Annotated in this window: 14 protein-coding genes; 9 read left to right on the top strand and 5 right to left on the bottom strand. The window is 60.5% G+C overall.

The features are described 5' to 3' along the window. Positions 1-265 precede the first annotated feature (265 nt). The gene (locus tag OC71_RS04285) at positions 266-547 is read left to right on the top strand and encodes an HU family DNA-binding protein (protein ID WP_003221909.1); all 282 of its coding nucleotides are present in this window, start codon (positions 266-268) and stop codon (positions 545-547) included. A gap of 225 nt (positions 548-772) precedes the next feature. On the opposite strand, the gene rlmF is transcribed toward OC71_RS04285, so the two are convergent. The 5 genes from rlmF to OC71_RS04260 all read right to left on the bottom strand — a co-directional run bounded on the left by rlmF (position 773) and on the right by OC71_RS04260 (position 7,505). Next, entirely contained in the window at positions 773-1,792 is a 1,020-nt protein-coding gene (rlmF, locus tag OC71_RS04280) for a 23S rRNA (adenine(1618)-N(6))-methyltransferase RlmF (protein ID WP_041064757.1), read from the bottom strand. 226 nt (positions 1,793-2,018) lie between these two features. Beyond that, positions 2,019-4,865, bottom strand: a complete 2,847-nt coding sequence (locus OC71_RS04275) for a valine--tRNA ligase (RefSeq protein WP_041064754.1) — start codon at positions 4,863-4,865, stop codon at positions 2,019-2,021. Between the two features lie 265 nt (positions 4,866-5,130). Beyond that, complete coding sequence (locus OC71_RS04270; RefSeq protein WP_041064751.1) at positions 5,131-5,517, bottom strand: hypothetical protein; 387 nt, start codon at positions 5,515-5,517, stop codon at positions 5,131-5,133. Positions 5,518-5,525: 8 nt separating this feature from the next. Next, positions 5,526-5,954, bottom strand: coding sequence for a DNA polymerase III subunit chi (locus tag OC71_RS04265; RefSeq protein WP_041064748.1), 429 nt, complete (start codon positions 5,952-5,954; stop codon positions 5,526-5,528). A 60-nt stretch (positions 5,955-6,014) separates the two neighbouring features. Then, a complete protein-coding gene (locus tag OC71_RS04260) occupies positions 6,015-7,505 on the bottom strand; it encodes a leucyl aminopeptidase (RefSeq protein ID WP_041064745.1) in 1,491 nt (496 codons plus the stop codon). Positions 7,506-7,813: 308 nt separating this feature from the next. Between OC71_RS04260 and lptF the strand changes: the two genes are divergently transcribed. From lptF to pdxJ, 8 genes are all read left to right on the top strand, one after another. Then, complete coding sequence (lptF, locus tag OC71_RS04255; RefSeq protein ID WP_041064742.1) at positions 7,814-8,935, top strand: LPS export ABC transporter permease LptF; 1,122 nt, start codon at positions 7,814-7,816, stop codon at positions 8,933-8,935. Next, positions 8,928-9,989, top strand: coding sequence for an LPS export ABC transporter permease LptG (lptG, locus tag OC71_RS04250; protein ID WP_041064739.1), 1,062 nt, complete (start codon positions 8,928-8,930; stop codon positions 9,987-9,989). The genes lptF and lptG overlap by 8 nt, the downstream gene beginning before the upstream one ends. Positions 9,990-10,161: 172 nt before the next feature. Beyond that, a complete protein-coding gene (gene lepA, locus OC71_RS04245) occupies positions 10,162-11,958 on the top strand; it encodes a translation elongation factor 4 (protein ID WP_041064736.1) in 1,797 nt (598 codons plus the stop codon). 9 nt (positions 11,959-11,967) lie between these two features. Continuing rightward, the gene (lepB, locus tag OC71_RS04240; protein WP_041064734.1) at positions 11,968-12,822 is read left to right on the top strand and encodes a signal peptidase I; all 855 of its coding nucleotides are present in this window, start codon (positions 11,968-11,970) and stop codon (positions 12,820-12,822) included. Positions 12,823-13,005: 183 nt separating this feature from the next. Continuing rightward, positions 13,006-13,695 carry a ribonuclease III gene (gene rnc, locus OC71_RS04235; RefSeq protein ID WP_024011703.1) on the top strand — a complete coding sequence of 230 codons (690 nt, stop codon included), beginning with the start codon at positions 13,006-13,008 and terminating at the stop codon, positions 13,693-13,695. After that, on the top strand, positions 13,688-14,590 hold the full coding sequence (era, locus tag OC71_RS04230; protein WP_041064729.1) for a GTPase Era: 903 nt from the start codon (positions 13,688-13,690) through the stop codon (positions 14,588-14,590). Before rnc ends, era begins: the two co-directional genes overlap by 8 nt. A gap of 167 nt (positions 14,591-14,757) precedes the next feature. After that, positions 14,758-15,447 carry a DNA repair protein RecO gene (recO, locus tag OC71_RS04225; protein WP_041064726.1) on the top strand — a complete coding sequence of 230 codons (690 nt, stop codon included), beginning with the start codon at positions 14,758-14,760 and terminating at the stop codon, positions 15,445-15,447. A 39-nt stretch (positions 15,448-15,486) separates the two neighbouring features. Continuing rightward, the coding region (gene pdxJ / locus OC71_RS04220; RefSeq protein ID WP_065118207.1) for a pyridoxine 5'-phosphate synthase at positions 15,487-16,232 on the top strand (746 nt) is incomplete at its 3' end.

The following is a 16,232-nucleotide window of genomic DNA, read 5'->3' as shown; positions in this document are numbered from 1 at the left end:
ACCGATTTAGAGCAATAAACCTGACCAAATGGGTAGCTAGAGGCGGATATTTCCCCGTCTCTGTGCTAGTTTTGCCCGGTCTTACGCGAAGTCACTGCGTTAAGCGTGCAATCAGCATTTGTCAGGTCGAACCAAACCCTGATTTCGGTATCTATAACCCGACTCGTCGTGGTTATCGCCGAGGGTGCCAGATCCAGAAGATCGGGCTCGATGGCTGACACTGCACTCTGCAATCCATATGAATTTGATAGGGAAGGAACACTACATGGCTCTTACTAAAGACCAACTGATCGCCGACATCGCTGAAGCTATCGACGCGCCGAAAACCACCGCGCGTAACGCTCTGGACCAACTGGGCCAAATCGTTGCCGATCAGCTGGAAAACGGCGGCGAAATCACCTTGCCAGGTATCGGCAAGCTGAAAGTGACCGAGCGTCCTGCCCGCACTGGCCGTAACCCTTCGACTGGCGCTGCCATCGAAATCCCTGCCAAGAAAGTGATCAAGCTGGTTGTGGCCAAAGGCCTGACCGACGCTGTGAACAAGTAAGACGCAGCGATAAAAAAACCGTGCACCGGAGCGATCCGGGCACGGTTTTTTTGTGCCTGCGATTTGGCGACTGACTCCTGAACTCCGCAAACCTTTGTGGGAGCGAGCTTGCTCGCGAAAGCAGTGTGTCAGTCAAAGTCGAATTGACTGATGCGCCGCATTCGTCGGAGCGCCGCCCGGAGCAAGCTCGCTCCCACAATTGATTTGTGTCCGGCGATGCAATGTTTAGCGGACCCAGCGCTCGCGACGCCAGATCTGCTGCTCGGACTTGGTCTGGAAGGTCCACGCCACGAAGCGGCTCTGTTTCTGCCCCTGCGACATCTCCACCACCTGGCTTTCCAGCACGCCGGCCTTTTTCAGGGCGGTTTCGATGGCCGGCAGGTTCGAGGCTTTCGAGACCAGGGTGCTGAACCACAGCACCTTGTGCTGGAAGTTCGCGCTCTCGGCGATCAGTTGGGTCACGAAACGCGCTTCACCACCTTCACACCACAGCTCGGCAGACTGACCACCGAAGTTCAGCACCGGCAGTTTGCGTTTCGGATCAGCCTTGCCCAGTGCGCGCCATTTGCGCTCGCTGCCCTTGGTTGCCTCCTCCATCGAGGCGTGGAACGGCGGGTTGCACATGGTCAGGTCAAAGCGCTCACCCGGTTCCAGCAGGCCAATCAGGATGTGTTTGCGGTTTTCCTGCTGGCGCAGCTGGATCACCTTGTTCAGGCCGTTGGACTGGACGATGGCTCGGGCGGCAGCCACGGCGGTCGGGTCGATTTCCGAGCCGAGGAAGTGCCAGCGGTATTCGCTATTGCCGATCAGCGGATAAACGCAGTTGGCGCCCATGCCGATGTCCAGCACGTTGACGATTGCACCGCGCGGCACCTTGCCGTCGTTCATGCTGGCCAGCAGGTCCGCAAGAAAGTGCACGTAATCGGCACGGCCCGGTACCGGTGGGCAGAGGTAATCGGCCGGGATGTCCCAATGCTCGATGCCATAGAACGCCTTGAGCAGCGCCCGGTTGAACACGCGCACCGCGTCGGGGCTGGCGAAGTCGATGCTTTCCTTGCCGTACGGGTTGGTGATCACGAACTTCGCCAGTTCCGGCGTGGTCTTGATCAGCGCCGGGAAGTCGTAGCGACCCTGGTGGCGATTGCGCGGGTGCAGGCTGGCCTTTTCACGCGGCTCGACGGCTTTGGCCGGGGTCGCGGCATCAGGTTTCTTGCGCGCAGGTTTGGGGGTGCGGGGGGCGTTCATGGGTGTGATCGATTCGGGTATGGCTGAAAGTGGCGGGTATTGTCCCACATTGATGAGTCATGCGCCGAACGCATGTAGGAGCTGCCGAAGGCTGCGATCTTTTGATCTTGTTTTTAAAAAAATCAAAGTCAAAAGATCGCAGCCTTCGGCAGCTCCTACAGGGGATTGGTGTTCTGGAATAAAAAAGGGAGGCCACTTGGCCTCCCTTTTTCATTGCGGCTTGCCCTTACAGGCTGGAAATCCGCGCATGTTGCTCGGCCAGTTTGCCCAAGGCCTGTTCAGCCTCGGCCAGTTTGGCGCGTTCCTTCTCGATGACTTCGGCCGGCGCCTTGTCAACGAAACCGGCGTTCGACAGCTTGCCGCCAACTCGCTGGACTTCACCTTGCAGACGCAGGATTTCCTTGTCCAGACGCGCCAGCTCGGCGCCCTTGTCGATCAGGCCGGCCATCGGCACCAGCACTTCCATCTCGCCAACCAGCGCGGTGGCGGACAGTGGTGCTTCTTCGCCAGCGGCCAGCACGGTGATCGATTCCAGACGCGCCAGCTTCTTCAGCAGCGCTTCGTTCTCGGTCAGACGACGCTGGTCTTCAGCGCTGACGTTCTTCAGGTAGATCGGCAGCGGTTTGCCCGGGCCGATGTTCATCTCGCCACGAATGTTGCGCGTGCCGAGCATCAGGCCTTTGAGCCATTCGATGTCGTCTTCGGCGGCCGGATCGATGCGCTCTTCGTTGGCCACTGGCCAAGGCTGCAGCATGATCGTCTTGCCCTGAATACCGGCCAGCGGCGCGATGCGCTGCCAGATTTCTTCAGTGATGAACGGCATGAACGGGTGCGCCAGACGCAGTGCCACTTCCAGCACGCGCACCAGCGTGCGACGGGTGCCGCGCTGACGCTCGACCGGCGCGTTTTCGTCCCACAGCACTGGCTTGGACAGTTCCAGGTACCAGTCGCAGTACTGGTTCCAGATGAACTCGTACAGCGCTTGCGCGGCGAGGTCGAAACGGAACTGATCCAGTTGACGGGTCACTTCGGCTTCGGTGCGCTGCAGTTGCGAGATGATCCAGCGATCCGCCAGCGACAGCTCGTAGGCTTCGCCGTTCTGGCCGCAGTCTTCGCCCTTGTCCAGAACATAACGCGCGGCGTTCCAGATCTTGTTGCAGAAGTTGCGATAGCCTTCGACGCGGCCCATGTCGAACTTGATGTCGCGACCGGTGGACGCCAGCGAGCAGAAGGTGAAGCGCAGGGCGTCGGTGCCGTAGCTGGCGATGCCGTCGGCGAACTCGTCGCGGGTCTGCTTCTCGATCTTCTTCGCCAGTTTCGGCTGCATCATGCCGGAGGTGCGTTTCTGCACCAGGGCTTCCAGCTCGATACCGTCGATGATGTCCAGCGGGTCCAGGACGTTGCCCTTGGACTTGGACATCTTCTGGCCCTGGCCATCACGCACCAGGCCGTGCACGTAAACGGTCTTGAACGGTACTTGCGGGGTGCCGTCCTCGTTCTTGATCAGGTGCATCGTCAGCATGATCATCCGGGCAACCCAGAAGAAAATGATGTCGAAACCGGTGACCAGCACGTCGGTGGAGTGGAATTTCTTCAGGAACTCGGTCTTTTCCGGCCAACCCAGAGTGGAGAACGTCCACAGACCCGAGCTGAACCAGGTGTCGAGCACGTCGTTGTCCTGTTGCAGCGCAACGTCCGGGCCGAGGTTGTGCTTGGCACGCACTTCGGCTTCGTCGCGACCGACGTAGACCTTGCCCGCCTCGTCGTACCAGGCCGGAATCCGGTGGCCCCACCACAGCTGACGGCTGATGCACCAGTCCTGGATGTCGCGCATCCACGAGAAGTACATGTTTTCGTATTGCTTCGGCACGAACTGGATGCGGCCGTCTTCAACGGCGGCAATCGCCGGCTCGGCCAGAGGCTTGGTCGACACGTACCACTGGTCGGTCAGCCACGGCTCGATCACGGTGCCGGAACGGTCGCCTTTCGGCACTTTCAGGTTGTGATCGTCGACGCTGACCAGCAGGCCGGCGGCGTCGAACGCAGCGACGATCTGCTTGCGCGCTTCGAAACGCTCGAGACCGGCGTACTCGGCCGGGATCTTGCCGTCGATGCTGTGGTTCAACGTGCCGTCAAGGTTGAACACCTGGGCTGCGGGCAGCACGTTGGCGTTCTTGTCGAAGATGTTCAGCAGCGGCAGGTTGTGGCGCTTGCCGACTTCGTAGTCGTTGAAATCGTGGGCCGGGGTGATCTTCACGCAGCCGGTGCCGAATTCAGGATCGCAGTAATCGTCGGCGATGATCGGGATGCGGCGGCCAACCAGTGGCAGCTCGACGAATTTGCCGATCAGGGCTTTGTAGCGTTCGTCGTTCGGGTTAACCGCGACGGCGGAGTCGCCGAGCATGGTTTCCGGACGGGTGGTCGCGACGATCAGGAAATCGTTACCTTCAGCGGTTTTCGCGCCGTCGGCCAGCGGGTACTTGAGGTTCCACAGGAAACCTTTTTCGTCGTGGTTTTCCACTTCGAGGTCGGAAATCGCCGTGTGCAGCTTGGTGTCCCAGTTGACCAGACGCTTGCCGCGGTAGATAAGACCGTCTTCGTGCAGGCGTACGAAGGCTTCCTTGACCGCTTCCGAGAGACCGTCGTCCATGGTGAAGCGCTCGCGGCTCCAGTCCACGGACGAGCCGAGGCGGCGGATCTGACGGCTGATGTTGCCGCCGGACTGATCCTTCCACTCCCAGACTTTCTCGAGGAATTTCTCGCGGCCCAGGTCGTGGCGGTTCTGCCCGGTGGCTTCCAGTTGACGCTCCACCAGCATCTGCGTGGCGATACCTGCGTGGTCGGTGCCCGGCTGCCACAGGGTGTTGCGACCCTGCATGCGGCGGAAACGGATCAGGGCGTCCATGATCGCGTTGTTGAAACCGTGACCCATGTGCAGGCTGCCGGTGACGTTCGGCGGCGGGATCATGATGGTGTAGGAATCGCCCGCGCCTTGCGGTGCGAAATAGTTCTCGGACTCCCAGGTGTTGTACCAGGAAGTTTCAATGGCGTGCGGCTGGTAGGTCTTATCCATGCGCGGCGGGACCCTATTGGCATTTATTCAGGAAAAGCCGGGAAGTATAGCGGGGCATGGGGCCGAGGGCGAGCGGGGCGGGCCGGATGGAGCTCTAAATGTGGTCGCGAACTCTGTGGCGAGGGAGCTTGCTCTCGCTCGGCTGCGCAGCAGTCGTAAACACTGCCACGCAGGCTTCGCGGACAAAACACTGTTGGATGGTTTTGGGGGCGCTTCGCACCCCAGCGGGAGCAAGCTCCCACGCCACAAAATACCGGGGGCCGGGTTATTCGTACTGGCTGAGGAGCCGTTCCATCCGCGCCTCGAGGCGGCGTTTGATTTCGGTTTCGATGTGCGGTGCGAAGTCGTCGATCACGTCCTGCATGATCAACTGCGCGGCGGCGCGCAGTTCGCTGTCCAGGTGCAGCAGCGCGTCCGGGCCTTTATCCACAGGTGCGGCAGCGGGTGCCGGAGCCGGAGCAGGTGGCGGTTCGATGGTCGGCGGCGTGGCGTCGACGGCCTCGAACAGCATCGGAATCTGTTCCTGTTCACCGTCATCGACCGTGTCGGTCAGCAGCGGCGGTTGCAGGTTGTCATCGCCGAGCAACTGGCGGATCGATTCGAGATCGTCCAGCAGGTGCGCAGGCTTTTGCAGCGGTTTTGGAGTGTCCATCGGCGTACTCAGAGTCGCTGTAAACGGTGATCTTGCAGAGGATAGCCCTGTTCGCGGTAGAAACGGAAACTCTCCCGTGCCGCCGCGCGAATCGTCGGATCTTCCACCACCACTTCCGCCACGCGGGCGAATTTGCTGGCGAAGGCCGGGATTTTCAGGTCGAGGTTGACCAGCAGATCCTGATGCTCGCCGCAGTCTGCGCTCAGTCCCAGCACGATCAAACCATCCGGCTCGCTCTCGGCAGGGCCGTGCGGCACGAACGTTTCACCCTTGAACGCCCACAGGCGCGCATCGAGATCATCACGCTGAGCAGCATCGCTGCAATGCAGGTAGATGCGATGGCCCATACGCCAGGCTTTTTCGGTGAGCTTGCAGGCAAAGTCCAGGCGAGCCGAAGGGTCGGCGCTGGGCAGGATGTAGAAGTCGACTTTGGTCATTGCGGTTCCTGAGCCTGGAACGGCGTCACCATAGAGTGACGCCGCCCAGGTTCATCGGTTTCAGGCTTTGGCGCGGTCCAGCAGGTATTGGGTCAGCAGCGGAACCGGACGGCCAGTGGCGCCTTTGTCCTTGCCGCCGCTGGTCCATGCGGTGCCGGCGATGTCCAGGTGCGCCCAGTTGAGGTTCTTGGTGAAGCGCGACAGGAAGCACGCGGCGGTGATGGTGCCGGCCTTCGGTCCGCCAATGTTGGCGATGTCGGCGAACGGGCTGTCCAGTTGCTCCTGGTATTCGTCGAACAGCGGCAGTTGCCAGGCACGGTCGTCAGCGGCCTTGCCGGCACTGAGCAGTTGCTCGATCAGTTCGTCATTGTTGCCCAGCAGGCCAGACGTGTGTGCACCGAGTGCAACCACACAGGCACCGGTCAGGGTGGCGATATCGATCACCGCTTGCGGCTTGAAGCGCTCGGAGTAGGTCAGCGCGTCGCACAGCACCAGACGGCCTTCGGCGTCGGTGTTGAGGATTTCCACGGTCTGGCCGCTCATGGTGGTGACGATGTCGCCCGGACGCGACGCAGTGCCGCTCGGCATGTTTTCCGCACAGGCGAGGATGCACACCAGATTGATCGGCAGCTTCAGTTCGAGCACAGCACGCAGGGTACCGAACACGGAGGCCGCGCCGCCCATGTCGTACTTCATTTCGTCCATGCCGGCGCCCGGCTTGAGGCTGATGCCGCCGGTGTCGAAAGTGATGCCTTTACCGACCAGCGCGTAAGGCTTCTCGGACTTCTTGCCACCGTTGTATTGCATGACGATCAGGCGCGGTGGCTGGGCGCTGCCCTGACCGACGGCGTAGAACGAACCCATGCCCAGTGATTTGATCTTCTTCTCGTCGAGGACTTCGACTTTCAGATCCTTGAACTCTTTGCCCAGGTTCTTGGCTTGTTCGCCAAGGAAGGTCGGGTGGCAGATGTTCGGCGGCAGGTTGCCCAGATTACGGGTGAAGGCCATGCCGTTGGCGATCGCGGTGGCATGGTTCACCGCGCGCTGCACTTCGGCCTGAGCGGCTTTGATGGTCAGCAGGGTGATTTTCTTCAGGGCACGCGGTTCGGCTTTCTGGCTCTTGAACTGATCGAAGGTGTATTCGCCATCCACCAGGGTTTCCGCCAGCAGGCGGGTCTTGCCGTAGCTGTCGCGATTTTTGACGATGATCTCGTCCAGGGCCAGCACGGCGTCGCTGCCGCCCAGACCTTTCAGGGTGTTGAGGATGCCGGCAACGATTTTGCGGAACGGACGGTCACCCAGTTCTTCATCCTTGCCCACGCCGACCAGCAGCACGCGCTCGGCCTTGAGGTTCGGCAGGCTGTGCAGCAGCAGGCTTTGACCGACCTTGCCGGCCAGATCGCCACGCTTGAGCACGGCGCTGATCGCGCCACCGCTCAACTCGTCGACCTGTCTGACGGCAACGCCGAGTTTGCGGCCTTCGCCGACGGCAACCACCAGGGTGGCGGTTTTCAACGTTTCTGGGCTAACGCTTTTTACAACCAGTTCCATGTCCGGATCCCTGAATGAATGGTCAACACGCAGGCGTTCGACGGTGTCCGCAGTCGCCTGCTTATAGATAGAAGAGGCGCAGGTCTGTGCCTGCGACGAAGGCGGCAGTTTGAACCTCGCTCACCGCGCCTGACAACCCTCGGTTGTGCGATCTTCAACGGAATCTACGCTTGGGTGAGTGTGCGCAGTGACAGGCGGCCTCAATCACAGGATAATGCCGCATCTTTTTTCGACGGCTCTGCCTTGCGGGTCGCTCGAAACGTTTGCTTGTTTGGCCGCCTTAGCCTGACAACCCTGGAGTGTCTGGTTTGATCGTCTTCCGTTATCTGTCCCGTGAAGTGATGTTGACCCTGAGCGCCGTCAGCGCCGTGCTGCTGGTCATCATCATGAGCGGTCGCTTCATCAAATACCTTGCCCAGGCCGCTGCGGGCCAACTCGATCCGGGATCGCTGTTCCTGATCATGGGTTACCGCCTGCCGGGTTTCATGCAGTTGATCCTGCCGTTGGGCCTGTTTCTCGGGATCCTGCTGGCTTACGGACGGTTGTACCTCGAAAGCGAAATGACCGTGCTCTCGGCCACCGGTATGAGTCAGCAGCGTCTGCTGCGCATGACCCTGTTCCCGGCAACCCTGGTGGCGCTGGTCGTCGCGTGGCTGAGCTTGAGCCTGGCCCCGCAGGGCGCCAACCAGTTTCAGCTGCTGCTGAACAAGCAGGACGCCCTGACCGAGTTCGATACCCTCGAGCCTGGCCGTTTTCAGGAGTTGCGTGACGGCACCCGGGTGACCTACACCGAAAGCCTGACCGATGACCGCGTCAACCTCGGCGGCGTATTCATCTCGCAGAAAAACCTTGGGGCCAATCAGAAGGACCGCGGGATTTCCGTGCTGGTGGCTGAAAAGGGTCGTCAGGAGATCCACCCGGACGGCAACCGCTACCTGATCCTGCACAACGGCTATCGTTATGACGGCAGCCCGGGTCAGGCCGATTACCGCGCGATCAAATACGACACTTACGGCGTTTTGCTGCCCAAGCCCGATGCCAGCGACGAGGTCACCGACCGAGACGCGATCTCGACTTCGACCCTGCTGGGCAACAACGACGAACGTTCCAAGGCTGAACTGCAATGGCGTCTTTCGCTGCCGTTGCTGGTGTTCATCGTGACCCTGATGGCGGTGCCGTTGTCGCGGGTCAATCCGCGTCAGGGCCGTTTCCTGAAGCTGCTGCCGGCGATTCTTCTTTATATGGCTTACCTGACCATTCTGATTGCCGCCCGCGGCGCCCTCGAAAAAGGCAAGATTCCACCGGCCCTTGGCCTGTGGTGGGTGCACGGGATCTTCCTGGTCATCGGTCTCGGCCTGTTGTACTGGGAACCCTTGCGCCTGAAGCTGGCCAGCCGTCGCAGCGCTGCGCTGGAGGTGGCCCGTGGTTAAACTCGACCGCTACATCGGCAGCAGCGTATTCGTGGCGATCATCGCCGTGCTGGCGATCATTCTGGGCCTGGCGACCCTGTTTGCCTTCATCGACGAGATGAGCGACGTCAACGATACCTACACGCTGACCGATGTGCTGAGCTTCGTCCTCCTCACCGCACCGCGTCGAATGTATGAAATGCTGCCGATGGCCGCGCTGATCGGCTGTCTGATCGGCCTCGGCAGTCTGGCCAGCAGCAGCGAGCTGACGGTCATGCGCGCTGCGGGTGTGTCCATCGGGCGCATTGTCTGGGCGGTCATGAAGCCGATGCTGGTGCTGATGCTGGCTGGCGTGCTGATCGGCGAGTACGTGGCCCCGGCCACCGAAAGCATGGCCCAGGCCAATCGCTCGCTGGCGCAAGGCAGTGGCGACGCACAGAGCGCCAAGCACGGCATGTGGCACCGTCAGGGTGAGGAGTTCATCCATATCAACGCTGTGCAACCCAACGGCCTCTTGTATGGGGTGACCCGCTATCACTTCGACAAAGAGCGCCACCTGCTGAGCTCCAGTTTCGCCAAACGTGCGGATTTCGACGGCAAGCGCTGGCTGCTCAGCGACGTGACCACCACGGTGTTCCACGAGCGCAGCACCGAAGTGGTGAATGCGCCGAGCGAGGAGTGGGACGTGTCGCTGAGCCCGCAACTGCTCAACACGGTGGTGATGGCGCCTGAGTCGCTGTCGATTTCCGGTCTGTGGGGCTATATCCACTATCTGGCGGATCAAGGCCTGAGCAACGGTCGTTACTGGCTGGCATTTTGGGTCAAGGTGTTGCAGCCGCTGGTCACCGCTGCGCTGGTGCTGATGGCGATCTCCTTCATCTTCGGCCCATTGCGCTCGGTAACCCTCGGTCAGCGAGTGTTCACCGGCGTGCTGGTGGGCTTCACCTTCCGCATCGTCCAGGATCTGCTCGGCCCGTCGAGCCTGGTGTTTGGCTTCTCGCCGCTGTTCGCGGTGCTGGTGCCGGCCACGGTCTGTGCGCTGGCGGGTGTCTGGTTGCTGCGACGCGCCGGTTGATGGCCACGTTGTTGCCAATGCTTTAACCGCGAAAACGCCTCGGTCGACAGATCGGGGCGTTTTCGTATGCAATCCGGGTGACAGGCGAACGTGACGCTTGCGCCGTGTATCAGGTACAATTCCCGGCTATTTTTCGGCGGGCCAAGCCTGCAGCCTTTTTGAGTGTTGATCCGTGAGTGATTTGAGTCATATCCGCAATTTCTCCATCATCGCCCACATTGACCATGGCAAGTCGACGCTGGCTGACCGTTTCATCCAGATGTGCGGTGGCCTGGCCGAGCGTGAAATGGAAGCCCAGGTACTGGATTCCATGGATCTGGAGCGCGAACGCGGGATCACCATCAAGGCCCACAGCGTTACCCTCTATTACAAAGCCAAAGACGGCGTCACCTACCAGCTGAACTTCATTGACACCCCGGGTCACGTCGACTTCACCTACGAAGTCAGCCGTTCCCTGGCCGCGTGTGAAGGCGCATTGCTGGTGGTCGATGCCGGTCAGGGTGTTGAGGCCCAGTCCGTGGCCAACTGCTACACCGCCATCGAGCAGGGCCTCGAGGTCATGCCGGTGCTGAACAAGATCGACCTGCCACAGGCCGAGCCCGACCGCGTCAAGGACGAGATCGAGAAGATCATCGGCATCGACGCCACCGACGCCGTCACCTGCAGTGCCAAGACCGGCCTGGGTGTCGACGAAGTGCTCGAGCGTCTGGTCGCGACCATTCCTGCGCCGACCGGCAACATCGAAGATCCGCTGCAAGCGTTGATCATCGACTCCTGGTTCGACAACTACCTGGGCGTTGTTTCCCTGGTGCGCGTGCGTCATGGCCGCGTGAAGAAGGGCGACAAGATCCTGGTGAAATCCACCGGCAAGATCCACCTGGTGGACAGCGTCGGTGTGTTCAACCCGAAACACACTGCCACTGCTGACCTCAAGGCCGGCGAAGTGGGCTTCATCATCGCCAGCATCAAGGACATTCACGGTGCACCGGTCGGTGACACCCTGACCCTGAGCTCGACCCCGGACGTTGAAGTGCTGCCCGGCTTCAAACGCATCCAGCCACAGGTTTACGCCGGTCTGTTCCCGGTCAGTTCCGACGACTTCGAGGACTTCCGCGAAGCGCTGCAGAAACTGACCCTGAATGACTCCTCGCTGCAGTACACCCCGGAAAGCTCCGACGCCCTGGGCTTCGGCTTCCGTTGCGGGTTCCTCGGCATGCTGCACATGGAGATCATCCAGGAGCGCCTCGAGCGCGAATACGACCTGGACCTGATCACCACCGCGCCAACGGTAATTTTCGAGCTGGTGCTGAAAACCGGTGAAACGATTTACGTCGACAACCCGTCCAAGCTTCCGGATGTGTCGGCCATTGAAGACATGCGCGAGCCGATCGTGCGAGCCAATATCCTGGTTCCGCAGGAACACCTGGGCAACGTCATCACCCTGTGCATCGAGAAACGCGGCGTACAGGTCGACATGCTGTTCCTCGGCAATCAGGTACAAGTGACCTACGACCTGCCGATGAACGAAGTGGTCCTGGACTTCTTCGACCGTCTCAAATCCACCAGCCGCGGCTATGCTTCGCTGGATTACCATTTCGATCGTTACCAATCGGCTAATCTGGTGAAACTGGACGTGCTGATCAACGGTGACAAGGTCGACGCCCTGGCGTTGATCGTGCACCGTGACAATTCGCACTTCAAAGGTCGCCAGTTGACCGAGAAGATGAAAGAACTGATTCCTCGTCAGATGTTCGACGTGGCGATCCAGGCGGCCATTGGCGGTCAGATCGTTGCCCGGACAACCGTCAAGGCACTCAGAAAGAACGTATTGGCCAAATGCTACGGCGGTGACGTAAGCCGTAAGAAAAAGCTGCTTGAAAAGCAAAAGGCCGGTAAGAAACGCATGAAGCAGGTCGGCAACGTGGAAATTCCACAAGAAGCCTTCCTCGCCGTGCTCAGGTTGGAATAGTCAGGTCCTATGTCACTAAATTTCCCGCTGTTGCTGGTCATCGCCGTGTTCGTCTGCGGCCTGTTGGCGTTGCTCGATCTGCTGTTCCTGGCGCCGCGCCGGCGTGCTGCGATTGCCTCTTATCAAGGCAGTGTCAGCCAGCCCGAGCCCGTGGTGGTCGAGAAGCTGAACAAAGAGCCGTTGCTGGTCGAATACGGCAAGTCGTTCTTTCCGGTGCTGTTCATCGTGCTGGTGCTGCGTTCGTTCCTGGTAGAACCGTTCCAGATTCCGTCCGGCTCGATGAAACCGACGCTGGATGTCGGCGACTTCATTCTGGTGAACAAGTTTTCTTACGGGATCCGTCTGCCGGTGATCGACAAGAAAATCATCGAAGTCGGTGATCCACAGCGTGGCGATGTGATGGTGTTCCGCTACCCGAGCGACCCGAACGTCAACTACATCAAACGTGTAGTCGGCGTGCCGGGCGACACGGTGCGTTACACCGCCGACAAGCGTCTGTTCGTCAATGGCGAGTCGATTGCCGAGCAACTGGTCGGCTCCGAGCCGGGCACGCTGGGCAGCGCGGAACTCTACAAGGAAAAACTCGGCGCCGCCGAGCACCTGATCCGCAAGGAAATGAGCCGCTACCGCGCGACGCCGGACCATACCTGGACCGTGCCGGCCGGGCACTACTTCATGATGGGCGACAACCGCGACAACTCCAACGACAGTCGCTATTGGGATGATCCGAACATTCCCAAGGATCTGCTGGGCATGGTTCCCGACCAGAATATCGTCGGCAAAGCCTTCGCTGTCTGGATGAGCTGGCCGGAACCGAAACTCAGCCACCTGCCGAATTTCTCGCGGGTTGGCCTGATCAAGTAATCAATCACGGCGCTGTTGACCACAGCGCCGAATGCATTTCTGGCGTCGACACAAATCGGCACCAGGGCATGAAGCCACGATATTCAGGACGTCATTTTTGAACACAGCGTTATTTGTCCCAGGCCTGCGCCGTACCCCGGCGATGGCAGTGGAATCCAGCCACGAACTCAGCGTGGGTAAACCGTGAGCGTTTCTCTAAGCCGTCTCGAGCGCCAGCTCGGTTACACCTTCAAGGATCAGGAGCTGATGCTGCTGGCCCTCACGCACCGCAGCTTTGCCGGGCGTAACAACGAACGCCTGGAATTCCTTGGCGATGCCATCCTCAACTTCGTCGCCGGCGAGGCGCTGTTCGATCGCTTCCCGCTGGCTCGCGAAGGCCAGTTGTCGCGTTTGCGCGCACGTCTGGTGAAGGGTGAGACACTGGCCGTGCTGGCTCGTGGTTTCGATCTGGGCGACTACCTGCGTCTGGGTTCGGGCGAACTGAAAAGCGGTGGTTTCCGTCGCGAATCGATTCTGGCCGACGCCCTCGAAGCGCTGATCGGCGCGATCTACCTGGATGCTGGCATGGACGTCGCTCGCGAGCGCGTGCTGGCCTGGCTGGCCGGTGAGTTCGAAGGCCTGACGCTGGTCGACACCAACAAGGATCCCAAGACCCGTCTGCAGGAACACCTGCAATCGCGCGGTTGTGAACTGCCACGCTATGAAGTGGTGGACATCCAGGGTGAGCCGCACTGCCGTACCTTCTTCGTCGAGTGCGAAGTGGTCTTATTGAATGAAAAAAGCCGAGGTCAGGGTGTGAGCCGTCGTATTGCCGAACAGGTAGCGGCCGCCGCAGCACTGATTGCCCTGGGCGTGGAGAATGGCAATGACTGATACAAACGCAACTCGCTGTGGCTACGTTGCCATCGTCGGCCGTCCCAACGTCGGCAAGTCGACGTTGCTCAACCACATCCTCGGCCAGAAGCTCGCGATCACCTCGCGCAAGCCGCAGACCACCCGCCACAACATGCTAGGGATCAAGACCGAAGGTGACGTGCAGGCGATCTACGTCGACACCCCCGGCATGCACAAGGGTGGCGAAAAGGCTCTGAACCGCTACATGAACAAAACCGCCTCGGCGGCGTTGAAAGACGTCGACGTGGTGATCTTCGTGGTTGACCGCACCAAGTGGACCGAAGAAGACCAGATGGTCCTGGAGCGCGTGCAGTACGTGACCGGCCCGCTGATCGTCGCGCTGAACAAGACCGACCGCATCGAAGACAAGGCCGAGCTGATGCCGCACCTGTCGTGGTTGCAGGAACAGCTGCCGAACGCACAGATCATCCCGATTTCCGCGCAGCAAGGGCACAACCTCGACGCCCTGGAAAAGGTCATCGCCGATCACTTGCCGGAGAACGATCATTTCTTCCCGGAAGACCAGATCACCGACCGCAGCAGCCGTTTCCTTGCCGCCGAACTGGTGCGCGAGAAAATCATGCGCCAGATGGGTGCCGAGCTGCCGTACCAGATCACCGTCGAGATCGAAGAGTTCAAGCAGCAGGGCAAGACCCTGCACATCCATGCGCTGATCCTCGTTGAGCGTGACGGCCAGAAGAAGATCATCATTGGCGACAAGGGCGAGCGCATCAAACGCATCGGCACCGAAGCGCGCAAGGACATGGAGTTGCTGTTCGACGCCAAGATCATGCTCAACCTGTGGGTCAAGGTGAAGGGCGGCTGGTCCGACGACGAGCGTGCTCTGCGTTCGCTGGGTTACGGCGACCTGTAATTACGCGGTTGTCGCAACACCGAAAAAACCTGTGGGAGCGAGCTTGCTCGCGAAGGCGTAGTGCCAGACGACATATTTGTTGACTGACACCCTGCATTCGCGAGCAAGCTCGCTCCCACAGTGGTTTTTGGGTGAATATAAAACCGCGTTTTATCCATGAGAGTTCCATGTCTTCAAACCCACCTCCCGCCCAACCCGCCTACGTCCTGCATTCGCGCGCCTACCGCGAAACCAGCGCGCTGGTCGATTTCCTCACGCCGCAAGGTCGGCTGCGGGCGGTGTTGCGCAGTGCGCGGGGCAAGGCCGGGACATTGGCGCGACCGTTCGTGCCGCTGGAAGTCGAGTTTCGTGGCAAGGGTGAGCTGAAGAATGTCGGGCGCATGGAAAGCGCCGGCAACGCGACTTGGATGGTCGGTGAGGCGCTGTTCAGCGGCCTCTATCTCAATGAGCTGCTGATCCGCCTGCTGCCCGCCGAAGATCCGCACCCGGCGGTGTTCGATCACTACGCTGCAACCCTGCTGGCCCTGGCCGAAGGGCGCCCGCTGGAGCCGTTGTTGCGCTCCTTCGAATGGCGCCTGCTGGACGATCTCGGTTACGGCTTCTCGATGAACACTGACATCCACGGCGAGCCAGTGGCTGCGGATGGCCTCTATCGCCTGCAAGTGGATGCCGGGCTGGAACGCGTCTTCCTGTTGCAGCCGGGGCTGTTCAACGGCACCGAACTGCTGGCCATGGCCGAAGCCGACTGGACCGCGCCCGGTGCACTGTCGGCGGCCAAACGTCTGATGCGTCAGGCACTGGCCGTTCACTTGGGCGGTCGCCCCCTCGTCAGCCGCGAGCTATTTCGCAAGCCCTGATATGCTGTGCGCCGAATCTTTCCCTTCAGGAGCGCATCCGTGACCACCAGCAATCGCATTCTTCTTGGCGTGAACATCGACCACGTCGCCACCCTGCGTCAGGCCCGTGGCACTCGCTACCCGGATCCGGTCAAGGCAGCGCTGGACGCGGAAGAGGCGGGCGCCGATGGCATCACCGTGCACCTGCGTGAAGACCGTCGGCACATTCAGGAGCGCGACGTGTTGCTGCTCAAGGATGTGCTGCAGACTCGCATGAACTTTGAAATGGGCGTCACCGAAGAAATGATGGCGTTCGCCGAGCGCATCCGTCCGGCGCACATCTGCCTGGTGCCGGAAACCCGTCAGGAGCTGACCACTGAAGGCGGTCTGGATGTAGCGGGGCAGGAAGAACGCATCAGGGCAGCGGTCGAGCGTCTGTCGAAGATCGGCAGCGAAGTGTCGCTGTTCATCGATGCTGACGAACGCCAGATCGCTGCTTCGAAGCGCGTTGGTGCGCCGGCCATCGAGCTGCACACCGGGCGTTACGCTGATGCCGAGACCCCGACCGAAGTTGCTGAGGAATTGAAGCGCGTGGCGGACGGCGTGGCGTTTGGTCTGGCGCAGGGCCTGATCGTCAATGCCGGGCATGGTCTGCATTATCACAACGTCGAAGCCGTGGCAGCGATCAAGGGCATTAACGAATTGAACATCGGCCATGCGCTGGTGGCGCATGCGTTGTTCGTGGGCTTCAAGTCGGCAGTGTCCGAGATGAAGGCGCTGATTCTGGCGGCTGCGCTCAAAGGCTG

Origin of the sequence: Pseudomonas sp. W15Feb9B, assembly GCF_000828175.1 — a bacterium.
GTDB lineage: Bacteria > Pseudomonadota > Gammaproteobacteria > Pseudomonadales > Pseudomonadaceae > Aquipseudomonas > Aquipseudomonas parakoreensis.
This window is presented reverse-complemented; position numbering and strand designations above follow the sequence as displayed.